Raw genomic sequence first — 17,470 nt, 5'->3', positions numbered from 1 at the left:
AATTCTTTTCGCCGGCCAGAGCCGAACGAACAGGCAAAAATAGCCGGACAGTGTAACCGTTTCCGATCAACTGTTCCAGCAATTTTTACTTCCGGGCGACGGTGACCGGCCCTCGCGGGTCCGGCCATGGTCTTGCTGTGCCGAAGTTGCGTTGTATGTAAGCTGAAAGCTTAGATACGACGAATCGTCCGGTATGACGGCAACTTAGTCCTCACAGACCGGTGCCGCTATCCCGAATGAGCCGTTGACGTATCTGCTTGGATACGACGAATCGTCCGGTATGACGGCAACTTAGTCCTCACAGACCGGTGCCGCTATCCCGAATGAGCCGTTGACGTATCTGCTTAGATACGACGGCGCTTCGGTGGACGGCAGCCGTTGTGTGGTACTGGCGTCACGTCCTGGATCTCGGTGATCTTGATACCCAGGTTGTTCAGTGCGCGAACAGCGGACTCGCGACCAGGACCTGGGCCCTTGATACGCACTTCCAGGTTCTTCACGCCGCATTCCTGAGCAACTTTACCAGCCGCTTCGGCAGCAACCTGCGCTGCGAACGGGGTCGACTTACGGGAGCCCTTGAAGCCGGCGCCGCCCGAAGTTGCCCACGACAGGGCATTGCCCTGACGGTCGGTGATCGTGATGATCGTGTTGTTGAAGGAAGCGTGAACGTGTGCGATGCCTTCAGCGACGTTCTTTTTGACTTTCTTACGAACGCGCGCTGCTGCTGCGCTGCTTTGTTGCTTAGCCATAGTTGTTCCCTAGATTATTTCTTCAGCGATTGTGCGGCTTTGCGCGGACCTTTGCGGGTACGAGCATTGGTGCGGGTACGCTGACCGCGGACCGGCAGGCCCTTACGGTGGCGCATGCCGCGGTAGCAACCCAGATCCATCAGACGCTTGATGTTCATCGACAGTTCACGGCGCAGATCGCCTTCTACTACGAACTTGCCGATCTCATCACGCAGCTTTTCCAGCTCGCTGTCGTCCAGGTCTTTGATCTTCTTGTTGGTTGGAACACCCGTTTGCGCGCAGATGAACTGCGCACGTGGGCGGCCCACGCCGTAGATTGCCGTCAGGCCGATCACGGTGTGCTGGTGATTTGGGATATTAACCCCTGCAATACGTGCCATTCGTTATTCCTCGAACTGTTAGCCTTGACGCTGCTTGTGACGTGGTTCCACGCAGATGACGCGGACGACGCCTTTGCGCTTGATGATCTTGCAGTTGCGGCAGATCCGCTTGACTGAAGCGTTAACTTTCATTTTTGCACTCTCTTTGGATTCGATTACTTAAATTTACTTGGTCCGGAACACAATACGAGCCCGGGACAGGTCGTACGGCGTCAACTCCACCGTCACCTTGTCGCCAGGGAGAATGCGGATATAGTTCATCCGCATTTTACCCGAAATGTGGCCGAGTACCACGTGGCCGTTTTCCAGCTTTACTCGAAATGTCGCATTTGGCAGATTCTCCAGAATCTCGCCTTGCATCTGTATGACGTCGTCTTTTGCCATGTTGACCAGTTCGCTTAGCGGGTCGGAATGCCGCCTTTGAAGTTTGCCTTCCGCAGCAGAGACTCATATTGCTGCGACATCACGTAGTTCTGGACCTGGGCCATGAAGTCCATGGTCACGACTACAATAATCAACAGAGAAGTACCACCGAATACGAAGGATACTTTCCACTGGGCTTGCATGAACTCAGGCAACAAGCACACGGCAGTGATATACACGGCGCCAGCCAGTGTCAATCGGGTCAGGATCTTGTCGATGTAACGGGCAGTCTGCTCACCGGGACGAATCCCTGGCACAAAGGCCCCGCTCTTCTTCAAGTTGTCCGCAGTTTCCTTGCTGTTGAACACCAGTGCGGTGTAGAAGAAGCAGAAAAACACGATTGCCACAGCATACAGCAATGCATGGATAGGCTCGCCTGGGCTCAACGATGCAGCCAGATCTTTCAGGAAACGTACAACAGGATTACTGTTGTCCGCACCACGCGAGAACCAGTCCACGATGGTGGCCGGGAACAAGATAATCGACGATGCGAAGATCGGCGGAATCACGCCTGCCATGTTCAGCTTCAGCGGCAGGTGGCTGGTTTGCCCACCGTAGATCTTGTTACCGACCTGACGTTTGGCATAATTCACCAGGATCTTGCGCTGGCCACGTTCCACGAACACCACGGCATAGGTCACGGCTGCGACCAGGATGACGATGATGATGGCGGAAATCGCACTGATCGCACCGGTCGACACCTGGGTGAACAAGCTACCCAATGCGCCCGGCAGACCGGCGGCGATACCGGCAAAGATGATGATCGAGATACCGTTACCGAGACCGCGCTCGGTAATTTGCTCTCCCAACCACATCACGAACATGGTACCGGTCAGCAGCGTCACCACGGAGGTGAAGCGGAAGGCCATGCCAGGATCGATCACCAGGCCAGGCTGGGCTTCCAGCGCGACCGAGATGCCGAATGCCTGGAACAGGGCCAGGAACACGGTGGCGTAACGGGTGTACTGGGTGATCTTGCGACGGCCAGCTTCCCCTTCCTTCTTCAGCGCTTCCATCTGCGGCGAAACGATCGACACCAGCTGCATGATGATCGAGGCCGAAATGTAGGGCGTAATGCCCAACGCAAACACCGTGAAGCGCGACAGGGCGCCGCCGGAGAACATGTTGAACATGCCCAGCAGCCCACCCTCCTGCGACTTGAACAGTGCGGCCAGCTGTACCGGGTCGACTCCCGGCACCGGGACGTGCGCCCCGATGCGGTAGACTACCAGAGCGCCCAGCAAAAACCACAGTCGTCCCCAAGGGAAACCGGCTGCGGCACTTTTAGCAAGCTGCGGATTAGTCGCCAATTTTCGCTCCGTTCAAGCTTAAGCGTCTCAGGCTACCGAGCCGCCGGCCGCTTCGATGGCCGCTTTCGCGCCGGCGGTCACTTTCAGGCCTTTTACGGTCACTGCTTTGGTGATTTCGCCGGATGCGATAACGCGCACGTCGCGTGCCAGCACGGACAGCACGCCAGCCTGCTTCAGGGTCAGCAGGTCGACTTCGCCGACGGCCAGGCCGTTCAGGTCGGACAGACGCACTTCAGCCTTGAAGGTGGCGTTCAGCGATTTGAAGCCGCGCTTTGGCAGACGGCGTTGCAGAGGCATCTGACCGCCTTCGAAGCCGACTTTGTGGAAGCCGCCCGAACGCGATTTCTGACCTTTGTGACCACGGCCAGCGGTTTTACCCAGGCCGGATCCGATACCGCGGCCAACGCGACGCTTAGCATGCTTCGCGCCTTCTGCTGGTTGAATGGTATTCAATTCCATTGTGTTCTCCAGATCGTAAGCCAAGGGCTTACGACACGACTTTAACGAGGTAGGCGACCTTGGTGATCATGCCGCGTACCGATGGCGTGTCCTGCAGCTCGGAAACCGAGTTGACACGACGCAGGCCCAGGCCACGCACGGTGGCGCGGTGGTCTTGACGAGTGCCGATCAGGCCCTTCACCAGTTTGACTTTGATAGTGCTCATGGTCATCCCCTTAAGCCAGAATGTCTTCGACCGACTTGCCGCGCTTGGCAGCGATATCGGAAGGAGTGCTCATTTTCGACAGGCCGTCCAGGGTGGCGCGCACCAGGTTGTAAGGGTTGTTCGAACCGGTGGATTTTGCCACCACGTCCGTCACGCCCATCACGTCGAAGATCGCGCGCATTGCGCCGCCGGCGATGACGCCGGTACCTGGCTTGGCCGGGCTCATCATGACGCGCGAGGCGCCGTGACGGCCGGTAACGGTGTGCTGCAGGGTACCGTTCTTCAGAGGCACCTTGATCAGGTTGCGACGGGCTTCTTCCATTGCCTTCTGCACACCAACCGGTACTTCTTTCGACTTGCCCTTGCCCATGCCGATGCGGCCATCGCCGTCACCGACCACGGTCAGCGCCGCGAAGCCCATGATACGACCACCCTTGACCACTTTGGTCACGCGGTTGATCGCGATCATTTTTTCGCGCATGCCGTCATCCGGCTTGTCGCTTTGCATTTTTGCTTGCATTTTTGCCATGATCGTACCCTTAGAACTTCAGACCGGCTTCACGCGCGGCATCTGCCAGCGCCTTCACACGGCCGTGGTAACGGAAACCGGAGCGGTCGAACGCGACTTCGGTGATTCCTGCCTTCAGTGCTTTTTCAGCAACGCGCTTGCCAACCAGGGCTGCAGCGGTGGCATTGCCACCCTTGCCCGATTTGCCGGCCAGCTCCGCGCGAACTTCTGCTTCCACGGTCGACGCCGAAACCAGAACTTTAGCGTCCGGGCTGATCAGGTTCGCGTAAATGTGCAGGTTAGTGCGGTGGACCGACAGGCGGTTCACTTTCAGTTGCGCGATCTTGATGCGGGTTTGACGTCCGCGGCGCAGACGAGATTCTTTTTTGTCCATCGTCAGCCCCTAATTACTTCTTCTTGGTTTCTTTAAGCTTAACCACTTCGTCCACATAGCGGACGCCCTTGCCTTTATAAGGCTCAGGGGAGCGGTAAGCGCGCACTTCAGCGGCAACCTGGCCAACCTGTTGACGATCGATACCCTTGATCAGGATTTCGGTCGGCGTTGGGGTAGCGACGGTGACGCCAGCTGGCATTGCGTGAACAACAGGGTGGGAGAAGCCCAGAGCCAGGTTCAGCTTGTCGCCTTGTGCCTGTGCCTTGTAACCCACGCCGACCAGCGACAGCTTCTTCTCGAAGCCCTTGGTGACGCCGGTAACCATGTTGTTGACCAGAGCGCGCAGCGTGCCGGACATGGCATTGGCTTCGCGGCTGTCGTTGGCCACTTCGAAATTCAGCGTGCCGTTATCGTTTACAACTTTAACCAGGCCGTTCAGGCTCTGGGTCAGGACGCCCAGCGGGCCCTTGACGGTGATCGCTTGTTCGGAGATGGCGACTTCAGCGCCAGCCGGAACAGCGATCGGCATTTTAGCTACTCGAGACATGTGTTACTCCTTAAGCCACGAAGCAGATGACTTCGCCACCTACACCGGTAGCGCGCGCTTTGCGGTCGGTCATGACGCCTTGCGGAGTCGACACGATGGCAACGCCCAGGCCGTTCATGACGGTCGGGATTTCATCCTTGCCTTTGTAGACGCGCAGGCCCGGACGGGACACGCGCTCGAGGCGCTCGATGACAGGACGGCCGACGTAGTATTTCAGGCCGATTTTCAGTTCCGACTTGCCTTCTTCCGACGACACTGCGAAATCTTCAATGTAGCCTTCGTCCTTCAGGACGTTGGCGATTGCTACTTTGACTTTCGACGATGGCATGGCCACGGTCGTTTTTTGAACGCCTTGGGCGTTGCGAATGCGGGTCAGCATATCGGCGATAGGATCGCTCATACTCATTGCATATTCTCCTATTACCAGCTGGCTTTGGTCATACCCGGGATCTCACCACGCATGGCGAATTCACGGAGTTTGATACGGGCCAGACCGAATTTACGGAAGGTGCCACGTGGACGGCCGGTGATGGCGCAGCGGTTACGCTGGCGGGTCGGTGCGGAATTGCGTGGCAGGGCCTGCAGTTTCAGGCGCGCTTCGTAACGCTCTTCTTCCGACTTGGACTGGTCATCGATGATGGCCTTCAGAGCGGCGCGCTTGGGGGCGAACTTCTCCACCAGGTCAGCACGCTTCTGTTCACGGTTAATCAGTGCGAGTTTTGCCATGATCGTGTTAGTTCCTGAACGGGAATTTAAAGGCGGCGAGGAGCGCTTTCGCTTCGTCGTCGGTCTTGGCGGTCGTGGTGATCGAGATGTTCATGCCACGCAGCGCGTCGATCTTGTCGTACTCGATTTCCGGGAAGATGATCTGCTCTTTGACGCCGATGTTGTAGTTGCCGCGGCCATCGAAGGAACGGCCGGAAACGCCACGGAAGTCACGCACGCGCGGCAGGGCCACGGTGATGAAACGATCCAGGAATTCGTACATACGGGCGCCGCGCAGGGTCACCATGGTACCGATCGGGTAGCCTTCGCGGATCTTGAAACCGGCGATAGCTTTACGCGACTTGGTCGTCACTGGCTTCTGGCCGGCGATCTTGGTCAGGTCGCCCACGGCGTGTTCCAGGACCTTCTTGTCGGCGATAGCTTCGCCAACACCCATGTTCAGGGTGATCTTGGTCAGGCGAGGCACTTCCATTACCGATTTGTAGCCGAATTTCTCGGTCAGCTCGGAAACGACCTTCTCTTTGTATACTTGTTGCAGACGGGCCATTTCTATTACCCTTTCACTACGTCGCCGGAGGACTTGAAGACGCGGACTTTTTTGCCGTCCACATCTTTGAAGCCCACGCGATCGGCCTTGCCGGTCGCAGCGTTGAACAGAGCAACGTTGGACACGTGAATAGGCATGGTCTTGTCGACGATGCCACCAGTAACGCCAGTCATCGGGTTAGGCTTGACGGCTTTTTTAGCGACGTTTACGCCTTCCACTACGACGTGCTCAGCGTCTACACGCTGGGTCACGACGCCGCGCTTGCCCTTGTCCTTACCGGTCAGGACGACGACTTCGTCGTTTTTGCGAATCTTATCCATTACGACTCCTTACAGGACTTCCGGTGCCAGGGACACGATCTTCATGAACTTCTCAGTGCGCAGTTCACGCGTCACTGGGCCAAAGATACGGGTACCGATCGGTTCCAGCTTGGAGTTCAGCAGGACGGCTGCATTGCCATCGAACTTGACCAGGGAACCGTCCTGGCGACGCACACCCTTAGCGGTGCGCACAACCACGGCGTTATAAATTTCACCTTTTTTGACACGGCCGCGAGGCTGAGCCACCTTAACGGTGACCTTGATCACGTCGCCAATGCCAGCATAACGGCGCTTGGAACCGCCCAACACCTTGATGCACATAACTTCTTTCGCACCGGTGTTGTCGGCTACTTCGAGCCGGCTTTCAGTTTGAATCATAGTATTCTCTTTCCCAACTTAAGCCGAAGAATCCACACAATGCGGACCTCTCGGTCAGTCTTGGTCCCGCCAGAGACGCGCAAGGCATCACTGTTTGGGTGCATGACCTTCATACAGTACTGACCGCGAGGCGCGTCTGCGGAGAGACACTTAGCGGCGATACATGAACGAAGCCCGCAAGTATTACATATAACCTGCGGGCCTGCAAGAACTAATTGGAAAGCGGCACGTCTCGCGACGTGCCAGATTTCTTCTTAGACGATTTGTGCAGCTTGCACTACACGCGTCACCGTCCACGCCTTCGTCTTGGAGATCGGACGACCTTCCGCGATCTCGACCGTATCACCGGTCTTGACCTGGTTGGTCTCGTCATGCGCGTGGTACTTGTTGCTGCGCACGATGATCTTGCCGTACAGAGGGTGCTTCACGTGACGCTCGATCAGTACAGTAACGGTCTTGTCCATCTTGTCGGAGACCACTTTACCGATCAGCGTGCGCTTGAGCGACTGTTTCACTGGTTCGTTCATTTGGCTTCCTTCGTGTTCATTACCGTTTTGACGCGTGCGATGTCGCGGCGGACCTTCTTCAGCTGCGAGGTGTTGCTCAGCTGTTGCGTGGCGCTTTGCATACGCAGACCGAACTGAGCCTTCAGCAGGTCGTTCAGCTCTTTCTGCAGACCGGCCTGGTCTTTGCCGCGGAGTTCAGATGCTTTCATATTTCACTCCAATTATTGGCCAACCTGGCGCACCACGAAGGTGGTAGCCAGAGGCAGTTTGGCAGCAGCCAGGCGGAACGCTTCGCGCGCCAGTTCTTCGCCGACGCCATCCATTTCGTACAGGACCTTACCTGGCTGGATTTCAGCCACGTAGTATTCCGGGTTACCTTTACCGTTACCCATACGGACTTCGGCAGGCTTGTTCGAAATTGGCTTGTCCGGGAAGACGCGGATCCAGATACGACCGCCACGCTTGATGTGACGGGTCATGGCACGACGCGCTGCCTCGATCTGGCGGGCGGTGATACGACCGCGCGCCACGGCTTTCAGACCGAATTCGCCGAACGACACGGCGGTGCCGCGCGTGTGCGAAATGCCGGTGTTACGGCCTTTCTGCTCTTTACGATACTTTCTGCGTGCTGGTTGCAGCATGATTATTCTCCTGCTTTCTCAGCTGCGGCCGGCTTGGCAGCAGCGCGGCGAGCGGCTGGGGCGCCTGGTTTAGCGCCAGGACCCGGACGTGGACGTCCACCTGGTTTGCCATCGTCGCGACGTGGGCCGCGGCTCTTCTTGTCGTCCGGTGGCGTATCGATGACTGGTGCTTCGCCGGTGGCGGAGCGGTCACCCTTGTATACCCACACCTTGACGCCGATGATGCCGTAGGTGGTCGACGCTTCGGACGTGCCGTAGTCGATGTCCGCCTTCAGGGTATGCAGAGGCACGCGGCCTTCGCGATACCATTCGGTACGGGCGATCTCGATGCCGTTCAGACGACCGGACGACATGATCTTGATGCCCAGGGCACCCAGACGCATGGCGTTCTGCATCGCGCGCTTCATGGCGCGACGGAACATGATGCGCTTTTCCAGCTGCTGCGAGATCGAATCTGCGATCAGCTGCGAGTCGATTTCCGGCTTGCGGATTTCTTCGATATTGACGTGCACCGGCACGCCCATGATCTTGGTCAGGTCCGCCTTCAGCACTTCGATGTCTTCGCCCTTCTTGCCGATCACAACGCCCGGACGGGAGCTGTACACGGTGAAGCGTGCGTTTTTCGCAGGACGCTCGATGACGATGCGGCCGACGGAGGCGTTCTTCAGCTTCTTCTTCAGGTATGCGCGCGCCTTCAGATCTTCGTTCAGCATCTGAGCGAAGTTGCCGTTGGTTGCGTACCAGCGCGAAGCCCAATTACGGGTAACGGCCAGACGGAAGCCGGTTGGATGAATTTTCTGTCCCATCGTGGCTCCTTAGTTTCCGACCGTCAGGTAGACGTGGCAGGACTGTTTCGAGATACGGTCGCCACGGCCCTTTGCACGCGCGGTGAAGCGCTTCAGGATCGGGCCCTTTTCGACGTAGATCGTTTTCACGAACAGTTCGTCAATGTCGGCACCATCGTTGTGCTCGGCGTTCGCAATAGCGGACTCCAGCACTTTCTTCAGGATGGCGGCGCCTTTTTTCGGGCTGAACTGCAGAATGTTCAGCGCGGCGTCAACCTTCTTGCCGCGGATCAGGTCAGCGACCAGACGGCCCTTCTGATCCGACAGGCGTACGCCTTTGAGGATAGCTTTGGTTTCCATTATTTCTTCGCCTTTTTGTCAGCAGCGTGGCCCTTGAACGTACGGGTCAGCGCGAACTCGCCGAGCTTGTGACCAACCATGTTCTCGGAGACATACACGGGAACGTGTACTTTGCCGTTGTGCACGGCAATCGTCAGACCGATGAAGTCAGGCATGATCGTCGAACGACGCGACCAGGTTTTGATTGGCTTCTTGTCCTTGGTCGCTTGCGCGGCTTCGACCTTTTTCACCAGGTGGGCGTCGCAGAACGGCCCTTTTTTCAATGAACGAGTCATGATTTATCCTTATTTCTTGCCGCGGCGCGAGACGATCATCGAAGAAGTGCGCTTGTTCGAACGCGTCTTCTTGCCCTTGGTCTGCTGGCCCCATGGCGACACTGGGTGACGACCTGCAGCCGTCTTGCCCTCACCACCACCGTGCGGGTGATCGACCGGGTTCATCACGACACCGCGAACGGTCGGACGAACACCGCGCCAGCGCATGGCACCGGCTTTACCGATCTTGCGCAGGTTGTGTTCGCCGTTACCGACTTCACCAACCGTTGCACGGCACTCGATGTGCACGCGACGCACTTCGCCGGAGCGCAGACGCACCTGAGCGTAAGTACCTTCACGGGCCATCAGCACGACGCCGGCGCCGGCGGTACGGGCGATCTGGGCACCTTTACCTGGCAGCATCTCGACGCAATGCATCGTGGTACCGACTGGAATGTTGCGGATCGGCAGGCAGTTGCCCGACTTGATCGGCGCTTCCGAGCCGTTCATCAGCGTATCGCCGACGGACAGGCCTTTGGTGGCGATGATGTAAGCGCGCTCGCCGTCGGCGTAGCACAGCAGGGCGATGTGCGCCGTGCGGTTTGGATCGTATTCGATACGTTCCACTTTCGCAGGGATGCCATCCTTGTTGCGCTTGAAGTCGACCAGACGGTAGTGCTGCTTGTGACCACCACCGATATGACGGGTGGTGATGTGGCCGTTGTTGTTACGGCCGGCGGTCTTCGATTTTTTCTCAACCAGGGCAGCGAACGGACGACCTTTGTACAGGCCTTCGGTCACTACCTTCACCATGCCGCGACGGCCTGGGGAGGTTGGCTTCATCTTAACGAGTGCCATTATTTAGCCTCCTCGGAGAAATTGATTTCCTGGCCAGGCTTCAGGCACACGAAAGCACGCTTGGTATGGTTGCGACGACCCGTGAAACGGCCCGAACGCTTGACTTTACCTTCGCGGTTGACGGTCTGCACCGATTCCACTTCGACCTTGAACAGCAGTTCAACGGCGGCCTTGATTTCTGGCTTGGTCGCGTCCATGGCAACACGGAACACGATCTGTTCGTTCTTTTCCGCGACCATGGTGGCCTTCTCGGAAATGACCGGCGCCAGCAGCACCTTCATCAGGCGCTCTTCGCTAATTTTTACGGCGCTCATGCCAGCAACTCCTCAATCTTGGCCAGTGCCGCTTTGGTAACCAGGATCTTCTTGTAGAAGACCAGCGACATTGGATCTGCGTGACGCGGTTCCACGACCAGCACGTTCGGCAGGTTGCGGGAAGCCAGCAGCAGGTTTTCTTCGATATTGTCGGTGATGATCAGGACCGATTCCAGACCCATGCTGGTCAGCTTTTGCGACAGCAGCTTGGTTTTTGGAGCTTCGATCGACAGTTCTTCGATCACGACCAGGCGTTCCTCACGGGCCAGCTGGGACAGGATCGAGCACAGACCTGCGCGGTACATCTTCTTGTTCACTTTGTGGGTGAAGTTCTCGTCAGGCGAGTTCGGGAAGATGCGACCACCGCCACGCCACAGTGGCGACGACGACATACCAGCACGGGCGCGGCCGGTGCCTTTCTGGCGCCAAGGCTTCTTGGTCGTGTGGTGAACCTGCTCGCGGTCCTTCTGCGCGCGGTTGCCGCTACGGGCATTGGCGGCGTAAGCGACGACGACTTGGTGGATCAGGGCTTCGTTGTAATCACGACCGAAGACGGTGTCAGCGGCGGCAACATTGGACGAGGATTGACCTTGTTCGTTCAAGAGCTTGAGTTCCATCGATTAAGCTCCCTTCTTAGCTTTGACTTTAACGGCTGGCGATACAACTACCTGGCCGTTTTTGGCGCCTGGTACTGCACCCTTCACCAGCAGCAGCTGGCGATCAGCGTCGATACGAGCGATTTCCAGGTTCTGGGTGGTGACGGTTTCGTCGCCCATGTGACCGGTCATGCGCTTGCCTGGGAACACACGGCCCGGGTCCTGCGCCATACCGATCGAGCCTGGTACGTTGTGCGAACGCGAGTTACCGTGAGTCTGACGACCCGAAGCGAAATTGTGACGCTTGATGGTACCGGCATAGCCTTTACCGATCGAGACACCCTGGACGTCGATCTTCTGACCGACTTCGAACAGGGAAGCGGCGATGACTTCGCCAGCTTTCAGTTCTGCAGCTTTAGCAGCATCGATACGGAACTCTTTCAGCAGAGTACCGGCTTCGACACCAGCTTTGGCGTAGTGACCCGCAGCGGCTTTGGTCACGCGGGAAGCGCGACGTTGACCGAATACGACCTGAACAGCGGAGTAACCATCCGTTTCAGGAGTTTTGATTTGCGCGATACGGTTGTTCGACACGTCCAGCACGGTGACAGGGATCGAATCCCCTTCATCCGTGAAGATGCGCATCATACCAACCTTGCGACCGAGGAGGCCAAGGCTCATTTTTTCTCCATTCCCACCTACGATTGGGCAGGGCTATGTTGAACTACAAAAAAGGTACAGACAAAAAAGTCGATTCCATACCGAAGCCGGCTAGTGTACTTTGCTTTGCCTCTTGACGCAACAAGTAAGTACGAGGTATGTCGTTGTTTGTTGCACAAAGTTTGCGCAAGGCGGGCGCTACCTTGCCGAGGTCGTGGTGGGAATGCCACGACGCGAGAAAAACCGGGCCGGCGCGGCACCGGACAGCGCGCCTCAGCGCGCCAGCGCCTGGTACAGCAGGTTGCTGACCCGCACCGCCGGCCGTGACGCATCGCCCACCACGGGCTGCGGCAAGTGCTGCAGCATCAGGACGGCCACCAGCCGCTCCTGCCGGTCGACCGTGAACCAGGTCGACTGGGCGCCGGTCCAGCCGAACTGGCCGACCGAGCCCAGCCGGCCGCGCCGGGCCAGATCCAGCACGACGCCGCCGCCCAACCCGTAGCCTTCGGCGCCGTGCTCGTCATGGGTGGGCGGCGCCAGGTGCGACAGGTGATTCTGCAGCATCAGTTCGACGCTCTTGCGGCCCAGCACCCTTATGCCGTCCAGCTCGCCGCCATTGAGCAGCATCTGGGCAAAGCGGGCATAGTCCCCGGCCGTCGAATACAGGCCGATGGCGCCGTTCAGGTGAGGCGTGATGCGCTGCCCCGCCGGCGGCTGCGGCGGCGCCACCAGCGCACCGTTGGCGTCGGTTGTCGTCACGGCGGCGATCCGGTGCCGCGCGGCCGGGGCGACGACGAAGCCCGTGTCGCGCATGCCCAGCGGCTGCAGCAGGCGCTTGTGCAGAAAGGCATCGAAACGCAGGCCGGACACGGCTTCGACCAGCTTGCCGGCCACGACGGCGCAGATGGCGTCGTCACGGAAGCGGCTGCCTGGCTCGGCCGCCAGCGGCGTGGCAGCCAGGCGCATGATGTACTCATCCAGGTCGGCGGCGCCGTCCAGGCCGGCGGCCGTGCCGAAGCCGGCCGTCTGCGCCAGCACTTGCCGGATCGTCGGTCCCTGGCGGGGTGCGCTGCCATCGGCCAGGCGCAGTCCACGCAGCGCGGGCAGGTAGGCCGCCACGGCGTCGTCCAGATTCACCCTGCCCTCCTCCATCAAGGTCAGCACGGCGGCCGCCGTGACTGCCCGGCTCATCGCATCGATGCGGAAGATGGCATCGCGGGGCAGCGGCTCGCGCCGCGCCGTGTCGCGGTGGCCCCAGGCCTGCCAGTCGACGACGCGGCCATGGCGCATGACCAGCACCACGGCACTCAGATGGTCGCCGCGTGCCACGCTGTCCGCCAGGTAGCGATCCAGCCGCGCCAGCCGCTCCGGCGCGAAGCCCTGCGCTTGCGGCGGCCCTTCGGGCAGCGGATCAGCAGTGGCGGTGGCGCAGGCCAGGGCCAGCGCGAACAGGTGGCGTTTCATGCGGGCGGGTCGGTGGGTGGGATCGGCCGATTGTACTCGCACGCCGCCGCCCTGTCGGGCGCGCATGCAAGCGTGCGTGGCGCATACGTACGGCACTGCCCTGCCCTACTGTACCGGCGCCTGGCGCGCACGTGGTTTCTGCCTGGCATTTCTGCCTTGACCGCACTGGCGGTCGCGTTCTGACCGGTGGTGAACAGGATGTTGAGGAGGGCAGCGTAACGGTGGACGTAAAAAAACCGGCCGCGAGGGCCGGTTTATCAAGCAGCGCCGGGGCGCGCTCAGAACGTGTAGCGGGCGCTGAGCGAGAAGTAACGGCCGTAAGCGTTGTGCAGGCCCTGGTTGTAGCCCTCTTCCGGCAGGAAGCTCGTGCTGATGCCGTAGGCGGGATCGTACGGCGCGCGCTTGTCGAACAGGTTCTGGATATTCAGGCTCAAGGTCAGGTTCTTGATGCCCGTGTACGTGTAGCCGAAGCCCACCGTGACCCATTTCGGCACCTTGCAGTCCGGGTAGTACTCCTCGTACAGGGGCACCGTGCCGTCGCGGTTCGGTTCCGCATCCGTCGGCTTGGCCGTGCCGTAGTGGCAGAACGGCTGGTCATACACAACGTCGGCATTGACCTTGCGCAGCAGCGATACATTGCCTACGTAGTTCACCGAAGCGTTGATGGCATGGTCGCCCCGCGTCCACGTGCTGGCCAGGTTGAACTTCATCCGTGGCAGGTCGATGCCGGACGACAGGTTCCAATCGTAGATGCCGGCGTTGCCGCCCACCAGGTTGTGCTCGATATCGCCCGGATGCTGCGCCAGCGAGTAGTGGGTCATGTAGGTGCCGTTCAGCTTGGTGCTGACATTGCCCCACTCGGCCAACCGGGCGCGGTGCCGCACTTCGAAGTCGATGCCGCGCACCTCGGTCGAGCCCTGGTTTTCCCATGGCAGCTTGACCATCAGCAGCGGGCCCGTGTTCGGAATCGGATTGCCGTTGGCGTCGGTCACCCAGTTGTCGGGATTCGGGTCGCGCAGCACGTTGCCGGGCGTGCGGTCCTCGTTCTTGATGGCCTCGAAGGCCGAGCCTTGCACCACTTCGCCTTCCTTGCGGATACGGAAATAGTCGACCAGGAAGTCCAGGTTGCTGTTCGGCGAATAGATCAGCCCCAGCGAGAAGCTGCGCGATTTTTCCGGCACGAGGTCCGGGTTCGCGCCGCCCGTGCCGGCCGCCGACTTCGCGCAGTCCACTTCGGTCGCGCCCGGCTTGGGCGTGCGCTCATCCGCTTCGCAGCGGCGGCGGTCGAAGATGTCGCGCAGGAAGACCTGCGAACCGCCTGGTGTCACCTGCACCAGGGCCGGTGCACGAAAGCCCTTGGCATACGTGCCGCGGAAGGCCAGCCCGTCGAAGGCCGTCCATTTGACACCCACCTTCGGCACATAGTTGGTCTTGATATCAGGGTATTTGTCGGCGCGGCCGGCGAAATTGAGTTCCAGGTTCTTCAACAGCGGCGTGCGCAGCTCGACGAAGGCGGACTTGACGTCGCGCTCGCCGTCGATGATCGAGTTCACCAGACCGTAGATATTGCCAGAGGCCAGGTTCGGCGTCGGGTCCAGCTCGATCTTTTCGCGACGCACTTCGACGCCCAGCGCCAGGCCCATGGCGCCGCCAGGCAACTGGCCGAACTCCGTGCTGGCCTTGGCATCCCACTGCAGGATCGACGCGCGGCCCAGGTTCTGCACGTCCTGGGAAATGGTGGGGTCGGCGGCCAGCTGGGCCAGCGACGTGCCCGTGTTGAGCTTGCGCAAGGTCGGCAGGTACAGCCGGTCGAAATACGTGTCGTCCTTTTCCGAGCGGTTCCACAGCACGGCCGTATTCCACGTCCAGCGGCCGAACTCGCCTTCGGCACCCACCAGCGCGCGGGTGCTTTCGTTGATGACGTCATTGCCGCCGCGCAGGTTGGCGAAGCGATACCCCACCGATGCCCGCGCGTTCGGGAAAGGATTGTCGGGATGCCCGATTTCCAGGATGGCCTGGAACGGCTCGGCCACACCCGTTTCCGTGAAGTTGTTCACGGAAGACTGGCCGATCGTGATCGGCGTGCTGGTGTACTTGCGCTCCGAGCGCGCGTAGGCAACCTCGGCGAATGCACGGGCGTTGGCGCCCAGCTTCAGCACGCCGCGGCTCATGAAGACGCCATCCTTGCCCTCGCTCTGGGCCTCCAGGAAGCGGGTGGCATCGAAGTTGCAGAAGGTGCGGCCGACCCAGATGCTGGTGGCTGGGAAGCCCATCTGCGTTGTCCCCACCAGCTGCTCGGACGGGTCGCAGCCCAGGGTCGTGCGCAGCCGGTCCGGCGCATTGGTGCGGTTGACGCCGAAGTTCCTCGATCCCGGCGAGCTTTCGCGGTAGAAGGTGGGGTATTGGGAAATCTGGCTGCCGTAGGGCGTGGCGAAGCGGCCGTTGAGCTGCTGGTACTGGGCGAACGCGATGTCCTCGACGTCGCGCAGGGCCGTGCGGTCGCGTCTGGAGACGTCGGCCGTGAAGAAGATATTGTAGCCGTCGCTGTCCAGGTCGCCCTTGCCCCAGGCGGCGGAAATGCCGCGGCGCGCGAACTCGCCATCATCGTTGGCACTGGCGCGGGCACCGAACTCCAGGCCCTGGTAATTGCTCTTCGTGATGAAGTTGATGACGCCACCGATGGCGTCGGAACCGTATACGGCCGAGGCGCCGTCCTTCAGAATTTCGACGCGCTCCAGCGCCGTGATGGGAATGCTGTTCAGGTCGTACAGGGTGGAATTGCCGTCGTTCGGGTCGGCATAGGCTGCCGGCGTCATGCGCCGGCCGTTCAGCAGGATCAAGGTCGAGGTGGACGACAGGCCGCGCAGGGAGGCGGTGGCCACGCCGCGCGAGAACCCGCCATCGGTGCTGTCGTAGTTGCTGTCGCTGCCGATGGCAGGCACGAAACGCATGAGCTCCTGCACCGTCTGCGCGCCCGTGTCCTTGATGTCCTGGGCGGTCACGACCTGGACCGGCGACGTGCCTTCCTTGTCGACGCGCTTCAGGTTCGAACCCGTCACGTAGACGGTCTGGCTTGGCGTGGTGGGCGCCTGCTGGGCCAGGATGGCCGGCGCCGTCAGTGTCATCGCTACCGCAAGAACACTTTTCTTCAAAGTAAACTGCATGCGTATCGCTCCCGATCTGTTGTGATTTGTACCGTCCCTTTGGCGTTACATTTCGTAACGCCTGTTAATAATTTCTCACAACCATTGGCAGCGAATCAAAGGAGTTCTGTGATTTTGCTGAAATCGCGGGCGCATCTGTTGTATTTTTCGTCACGCGCCTGTCATATATTCCGGGATTTCATATGCATGGTTAATTTTCTTTGGTCGGCCTCATGACCTTTCCAATCCGTGGGACGAAAAAAAAACCGGCACCCTCGGGCACCGGTTCTTTGTCAGCAGGACGGCAGTGCCGTCCCACGCGAATCGATTATTGCAGCTTGATTTCGACGTCCACGCCAGCTGGCAGGTCCAGCTTCATCAGCGCGTCAACGGTCTTGTCGGTTGGATCCACGATGTCCATCAGGCGCTGGTGCGTACGGATTTCGAACTGGTCGCGCGAGGTCTTGTTGACGTGCGGGGAACGCAGCACGTCGAAACGCTGGATACGGGTCGGCAGTGGAACCGGGCCCTTGACGACGGCGCCGGTGCGCTTGGCGGTCTCGACGATTTCCAGAGCGGACTGGTCGATCAGTTTGTAGTCGAATGCCTTCAGGCGGATGCGGATCTTTTGATTCGGGGTGGACATGCTAATTCCTTAAAAAGAACGAACCGGGCAGGGATGCGCCGGCAATGTAAGGGTTCTGCGGGTGTACAGCAGCGATCTACAACGGTGTACAGCAAGCGGGACCGGCATGATATCACAAGCGGTCCCGCCGTATTACATCGTGCCCCAAAAATCAGGGCACGCCAGGCAACAACTTAGCCCAGGATCTTGGCAACAACGCCGGCGCCGACGGTACGGCCGCCTTCGCGGATGGCGAAGCGCAGGCCTTCTTCCATGGCGATCGGGTTGATCAGCTTGACGGTGATCGACACGTTATCG

General features: G+C 59.7%; 29 protein-coding genes. All 29 read right to left on the bottom strand.

Features of this window, described 5'->3' with window-relative positions; all coding sequences use genetic code 11:
• Nucleotides 1-344: 344 nt before the first annotated feature.
• Complete coding sequence (rpsK, locus tag GM672_RS02535; RefSeq protein ID WP_028101645.1) at nucleotides 345-749, bottom strand: 30S ribosomal protein S11; 405 nt, start codon at nucleotides 747-749, stop codon at nucleotides 345-347.
• A 14-nt stretch (nucleotides 750-763) separates the two neighbouring features.
• Nucleotides 764-1,129: a 30S ribosomal protein S13 gene (gene rpsM / locus GM672_RS02530; RefSeq protein WP_093556901.1), complete on the bottom strand. Its 366-nt coding sequence runs from the start codon at nucleotides 1,127-1,129 to the stop codon at nucleotides 764-766.
• An 18-nt stretch (nucleotides 1,130-1,147) separates the two neighbouring features.
• Nucleotides 1,148-1,261, bottom strand: coding sequence for a 50S ribosomal protein L36 (rpmJ, locus tag GM672_RS02525; protein ID WP_005663407.1), 114 nt, complete (start codon nucleotides 1,259-1,261; stop codon nucleotides 1,148-1,150).
• A gap of 33 nt (nucleotides 1,262-1,294) precedes the next feature.
• Nucleotides 1,295-1,513 carry a translation initiation factor IF-1 gene (gene infA / locus GM672_RS02520; protein WP_005663428.1) on the bottom strand — a complete coding sequence of 73 codons (219 nt, stop codon included), beginning with the start codon at nucleotides 1,511-1,513 and terminating at the stop codon, nucleotides 1,295-1,297.
• Between the two features lie 14 nt (nucleotides 1,514-1,527).
• Nucleotides 1,528-2,862, bottom strand: coding sequence for a preprotein translocase subunit SecY (gene secY, locus GM672_RS02515; protein WP_155468954.1), 1,335 nt, complete (start codon nucleotides 2,860-2,862; stop codon nucleotides 1,528-1,530).
• Nucleotides 2,863-2,889: 27 nt separating this feature from the next.
• Entirely contained in the window at nucleotides 2,890-3,321 is a 432-nt protein-coding gene (gene rplO, locus GM672_RS02510; protein WP_155468953.1) for a 50S ribosomal protein L15, read from the bottom strand.
• 28 nt (nucleotides 3,322-3,349) lie between these two features.
• On the bottom strand, nucleotides 3,350-3,532 hold the full coding sequence (gene rpmD / locus GM672_RS02505; protein ID WP_107144082.1) for a 50S ribosomal protein L30: 183 nt from the start codon (nucleotides 3,530-3,532) through the stop codon (nucleotides 3,350-3,352).
• Between the two features lie 4 nt (nucleotides 3,533-3,536).
• Nucleotides 3,537-4,055 carry a 30S ribosomal protein S5 gene (gene rpsE, locus GM672_RS02500; protein ID WP_155468952.1) on the bottom strand — a complete coding sequence of 173 codons (519 nt, stop codon included), beginning with the start codon at nucleotides 4,053-4,055 and terminating at the stop codon, nucleotides 3,537-3,539.
• A gap of 10 nt (nucleotides 4,056-4,065) precedes the next feature.
• The gene (gene rplR, locus GM672_RS02495) at nucleotides 4,066-4,428 is read right to left on the bottom strand and encodes a 50S ribosomal protein L18 (protein WP_155468951.1); all 363 of its coding nucleotides are present in this window, start codon (nucleotides 4,426-4,428) and stop codon (nucleotides 4,066-4,068) included.
• A gap of 13 nt (nucleotides 4,429-4,441) precedes the next feature.
• Nucleotides 4,442-4,975 (bottom strand): 50S ribosomal protein L6, encoded by a 534-nt coding sequence (gene rplF, locus GM672_RS02490; protein WP_155468950.1) that lies wholly within the window; start codon nucleotides 4,973-4,975, stop codon nucleotides 4,442-4,444.
• A 10-nt stretch (nucleotides 4,976-4,985) separates the two neighbouring features.
• Complete coding sequence (rpsH, locus tag GM672_RS02485; protein ID WP_155468949.1) at nucleotides 4,986-5,381, bottom strand: 30S ribosomal protein S8; 396 nt, start codon at nucleotides 5,379-5,381, stop codon at nucleotides 4,986-4,988.
• A 14-nt stretch (nucleotides 5,382-5,395) separates the two neighbouring features.
• Nucleotides 5,396-5,701, bottom strand: a complete 306-nt coding sequence (rpsN, locus tag GM672_RS02480; RefSeq protein ID WP_155468948.1) for a 30S ribosomal protein S14 — start codon at nucleotides 5,699-5,701, stop codon at nucleotides 5,396-5,398.
• A gap of 7 nt (nucleotides 5,702-5,708) precedes the next feature.
• Nucleotides 5,709-6,248, bottom strand: a complete 540-nt coding sequence (gene rplE / locus GM672_RS02475) for a 50S ribosomal protein L5 (RefSeq protein WP_130186546.1) — start codon at nucleotides 6,246-6,248, stop codon at nucleotides 5,709-5,711.
• Between the two features lie 5 nt (nucleotides 6,249-6,253).
• Nucleotides 6,254-6,568, bottom strand: a complete 315-nt coding sequence (gene rplX, locus GM672_RS02470; RefSeq protein ID WP_155468947.1) for a 50S ribosomal protein L24 — start codon at nucleotides 6,566-6,568, stop codon at nucleotides 6,254-6,256.
• A gap of 9 nt (nucleotides 6,569-6,577) precedes the next feature.
• Nucleotides 6,578-6,946, bottom strand: a complete 369-nt coding sequence (gene rplN / locus GM672_RS02465) for a 50S ribosomal protein L14 (RefSeq protein WP_107144090.1) — start codon at nucleotides 6,944-6,946, stop codon at nucleotides 6,578-6,580.
• A 254-nt stretch (nucleotides 6,947-7,200) separates the two neighbouring features.
• The gene (gene rpsQ, locus GM672_RS02460) at nucleotides 7,201-7,473 is read right to left on the bottom strand and encodes a 30S ribosomal protein S17 (RefSeq protein ID WP_107144091.1); all 273 of its coding nucleotides are present in this window, start codon (nucleotides 7,471-7,473) and stop codon (nucleotides 7,201-7,203) included.
• On the bottom strand, nucleotides 7,470-7,661 hold the full coding sequence (gene rpmC, locus GM672_RS02455) for a 50S ribosomal protein L29 (RefSeq protein WP_145653057.1): 192 nt from the start codon (nucleotides 7,659-7,661) through the stop codon (nucleotides 7,470-7,472). Before rpmC ends, rpsQ begins: the two co-directional genes overlap by 4 nt.
• Nucleotides 7,662-7,673: 12 nt before the next feature.
• Entirely contained in the window at nucleotides 7,674-8,093 is a 420-nt protein-coding gene (gene rplP / locus GM672_RS02450) for a 50S ribosomal protein L16 (protein ID WP_134386514.1), read from the bottom strand.
• 2 nt (nucleotides 8,094-8,095) lie between these two features.
• A complete protein-coding gene (rpsC, locus tag GM672_RS02445) occupies nucleotides 8,096-8,899 on the bottom strand; it encodes a 30S ribosomal protein S3 (protein WP_155468946.1) in 804 nt (267 codons plus the stop codon).
• 9 nt (nucleotides 8,900-8,908) lie between these two features.
• A complete protein-coding gene (gene rplV, locus GM672_RS02440; RefSeq protein ID WP_188915995.1) occupies nucleotides 8,909-9,241 on the bottom strand; it encodes a 50S ribosomal protein L22 in 333 nt (110 codons plus the stop codon).
• Nucleotides 9,238-9,513, bottom strand: a complete 276-nt coding sequence (gene rpsS / locus GM672_RS02435; RefSeq protein ID WP_093556914.1) for a 30S ribosomal protein S19 — start codon at nucleotides 9,511-9,513, stop codon at nucleotides 9,238-9,240. The genes rplV and rpsS overlap by 4 nt, the downstream gene beginning before the upstream one ends.
• Before the next feature lie 9 nt (nucleotides 9,514-9,522).
• A complete protein-coding gene (gene rplB, locus GM672_RS02430) occupies nucleotides 9,523-10,350 on the bottom strand; it encodes a 50S ribosomal protein L2 (RefSeq protein ID WP_155468945.1) in 828 nt (275 codons plus the stop codon).
• Nucleotides 10,350-10,664 (bottom strand): 50S ribosomal protein L23, encoded by a 315-nt coding sequence (gene rplW, locus GM672_RS02425; protein WP_134386508.1) that lies wholly within the window; start codon nucleotides 10,662-10,664, stop codon nucleotides 10,350-10,352. The genes rplB and rplW overlap by 1 nt, the downstream gene beginning before the upstream one ends.
• On the bottom strand, nucleotides 10,661-11,281 hold the full coding sequence (rplD, locus tag GM672_RS02420; protein ID WP_155468944.1) for a 50S ribosomal protein L4: 621 nt from the start codon (nucleotides 11,279-11,281) through the stop codon (nucleotides 10,661-10,663). The genes rplW and rplD overlap by 4 nt, the downstream gene beginning before the upstream one ends.
• Nucleotides 11,282-11,284: 3 nt before the next feature.
• Nucleotides 11,285-11,941 carry a 50S ribosomal protein L3 gene (gene rplC / locus GM672_RS02415; RefSeq protein ID WP_134386504.1) on the bottom strand — a complete coding sequence of 219 codons (657 nt, stop codon included), beginning with the start codon at nucleotides 11,939-11,941 and terminating at the stop codon, nucleotides 11,285-11,287.
• Nucleotides 11,942-12,193: 252 nt separating this feature from the next.
• On the bottom strand, nucleotides 12,194-13,384 hold the full coding sequence (locus GM672_RS02410; protein WP_170299898.1) for a serine hydrolase domain-containing protein: 1,191 nt from the start codon (nucleotides 13,382-13,384) through the stop codon (nucleotides 12,194-12,196).
• 278 nt (nucleotides 13,385-13,662) lie between these two features.
• Complete coding sequence (locus GM672_RS02405) at nucleotides 13,663-16,548, bottom strand: TonB-dependent receptor (protein ID WP_155468942.1); 2,886 nt, start codon at nucleotides 16,546-16,548, stop codon at nucleotides 13,663-13,665.
• Between the two features lie 307 nt (nucleotides 16,549-16,855).
• Nucleotides 16,856-17,173: a 30S ribosomal protein S10 gene (rpsJ, locus tag GM672_RS02400; RefSeq protein ID WP_038497056.1), complete on the bottom strand. Its 318-nt coding sequence runs from the start codon at nucleotides 17,171-17,173 to the stop codon at nucleotides 16,856-16,858.
• A 173-nt stretch (nucleotides 17,174-17,346) separates the two neighbouring features.
• Nucleotides 17,347-17,470: EF-Tu C-terminal domain-related protein (locus tag GM672_RS02395; RefSeq protein ID WP_503826356.1), on the bottom strand; the 124-nt coding region annotated here is incomplete at its 5' end.

It is taken from the genome of Pseudoduganella buxea (assembly GCF_009720835.1).
GTDB lineage: Bacteria > Pseudomonadota > Gammaproteobacteria > Burkholderiales > Burkholderiaceae_D > Rugamonas > Rugamonas buxea.
This window is presented reverse-complemented; position numbering and strand designations above follow the sequence as displayed.

Coding starts and splice junctions, on each gene's coding strand:
- rpsK (WP_028101645.1), bottom strand. CDS start 749: ATGGCTAAGCAACAAAGCAGCGCAGCAGCAGCGCGCGTTCGTAAGAAA.
- rpsM (WP_093556901.1), bottom strand. CDS start 1,129: ATGGCACGTATTGCAGGGGTTAATATCCCAAATCACCAGCACACCGTG.
- rpmJ (WP_005663407.1), bottom strand. CDS start 1,261: ATGAAAGTTAACGCTTCAGTCAAGCGGATCTGCCGCAACTGCAAGATC.
- infA (WP_005663428.1), bottom strand. CDS start 1,513: ATGGCAAAAGACGACGTCATACAGATGCAAGGCGAGATTCTGGAGAAT.
- rplO (WP_155468953.1), bottom strand. CDS start 3,321: ATGGAATTGAATACCATTCAACCAGCAGAAGGCGCGAAGCATGCTAAG.
- rpmD (WP_107144082.1), bottom strand. CDS start 3,532: ATGACCATGAGCACTATCAAAGTCAAACTGGTGAAGGGCCTGATCGGC.
- rpsE (WP_155468952.1), bottom strand. CDS start 4,055: ATGGCAAAAATGCAAGCAAAAATGCAAAGCGACAAGCCGGATGACGGC.
- rplR (WP_155468951.1), bottom strand. CDS start 4,428: ATGGACAAAAAAGAATCTCGTCTGCGCCGCGGACGTCAAACCCGCATC.
- rplF (WP_155468950.1), bottom strand. CDS start 4,975: ATGTCTCGAGTAGCTAAAATGCCGATCGCTGTTCCGGCTGGCGCTGAA.
- rpsH (WP_155468949.1), bottom strand. CDS start 5,381: ATGAGTATGAGCGATCCTATCGCCGATATGCTGACCCGCATTCGCAAC.
- rpsN (WP_155468948.1), bottom strand. CDS start 5,701: ATGGCAAAACTCGCACTGATTAACCGTGAACAGAAGCGTGCTGACCTG.
- rplE (WP_130186546.1), bottom strand. CDS start 6,248: ATGGCCCGTCTGCAACAAGTATACAAAGAGAAGGTCGTTTCCGAGCTG.
- rplX (WP_155468947.1), bottom strand. CDS start 6,568: ATGGATAAGATTCGCAAAAACGACGAAGTCGTCGTCCTGACCGGTAAG.
- rplN (WP_107144090.1), bottom strand. CDS start 6,946: ATGATTCAAACTGAAAGCCGGCTCGAAGTAGCCGACAACACCGGTGCG.
- rpsQ (WP_107144091.1), bottom strand. CDS start 7,473: ATGAACGAACCAGTGAAACAGTCGCTCAAGCGCACGCTGATCGGTAAA.
- rpmC (WP_145653057.1), bottom strand. CDS start 7,661: ATGAAAGCATCTGAACTCCGCGGCAAAGACCAGGCCGGTCTGCAGAAA.
- rplP (WP_134386514.1), bottom strand. CDS start 8,093: ATGCTGCAACCAGCACGCAGAAAGTATCGTAAAGAGCAGAAAGGCCGT.
- rpsC (WP_155468946.1), bottom strand. CDS start 8,899: ATGGGACAGAAAATTCATCCAACCGGCTTCCGTCTGGCCGTTACCCGT.
- rpsS (WP_093556914.1), bottom strand. CDS start 9,513: ATGACTCGTTCATTGAAAAAAGGGCCGTTCTGCGACGCCCACCTGGTG.
- rplB (WP_155468945.1), bottom strand. CDS start 10,350: ATGGCACTCGTTAAGATGAAGCCAACCTCCCCAGGCCGTCGCGGCATG.
- rplW (WP_134386508.1), bottom strand. CDS start 10,664: ATGAGCGCCGTAAAAATTAGCGAAGAGCGCCTGATGAAGGTGCTGCTG.
- rplD (WP_155468944.1), bottom strand. CDS start 11,281: ATGGAACTCAAGCTCTTGAACGAACAAGGTCAATCCTCGTCCAATGTT.
- rplC (WP_134386504.1), bottom strand. CDS start 11,941: ATGAGCCTTGGCCTCCTCGGTCGCAAGGTTGGTATGATGCGCATCTTC.
- GM672_RS02410 (WP_170299898.1), bottom strand. CDS start 13,384: ATGAAACGCCACCTGTTCGCGCTGGCCCTGGCCTGCGCCACCGCCACT.
- GM672_RS02405 (WP_155468942.1), bottom strand. CDS start 16,548: ATGCAGTTTACTTTGAAGAAAAGTGTTCTTGCGGTAGCGATGACACTG.
- rpsJ (WP_038497056.1), bottom strand. CDS start 17,173: ATGTCCACCCCGAATCAAAAGATCCGCATCCGCCTGAAGGCATTCGAC.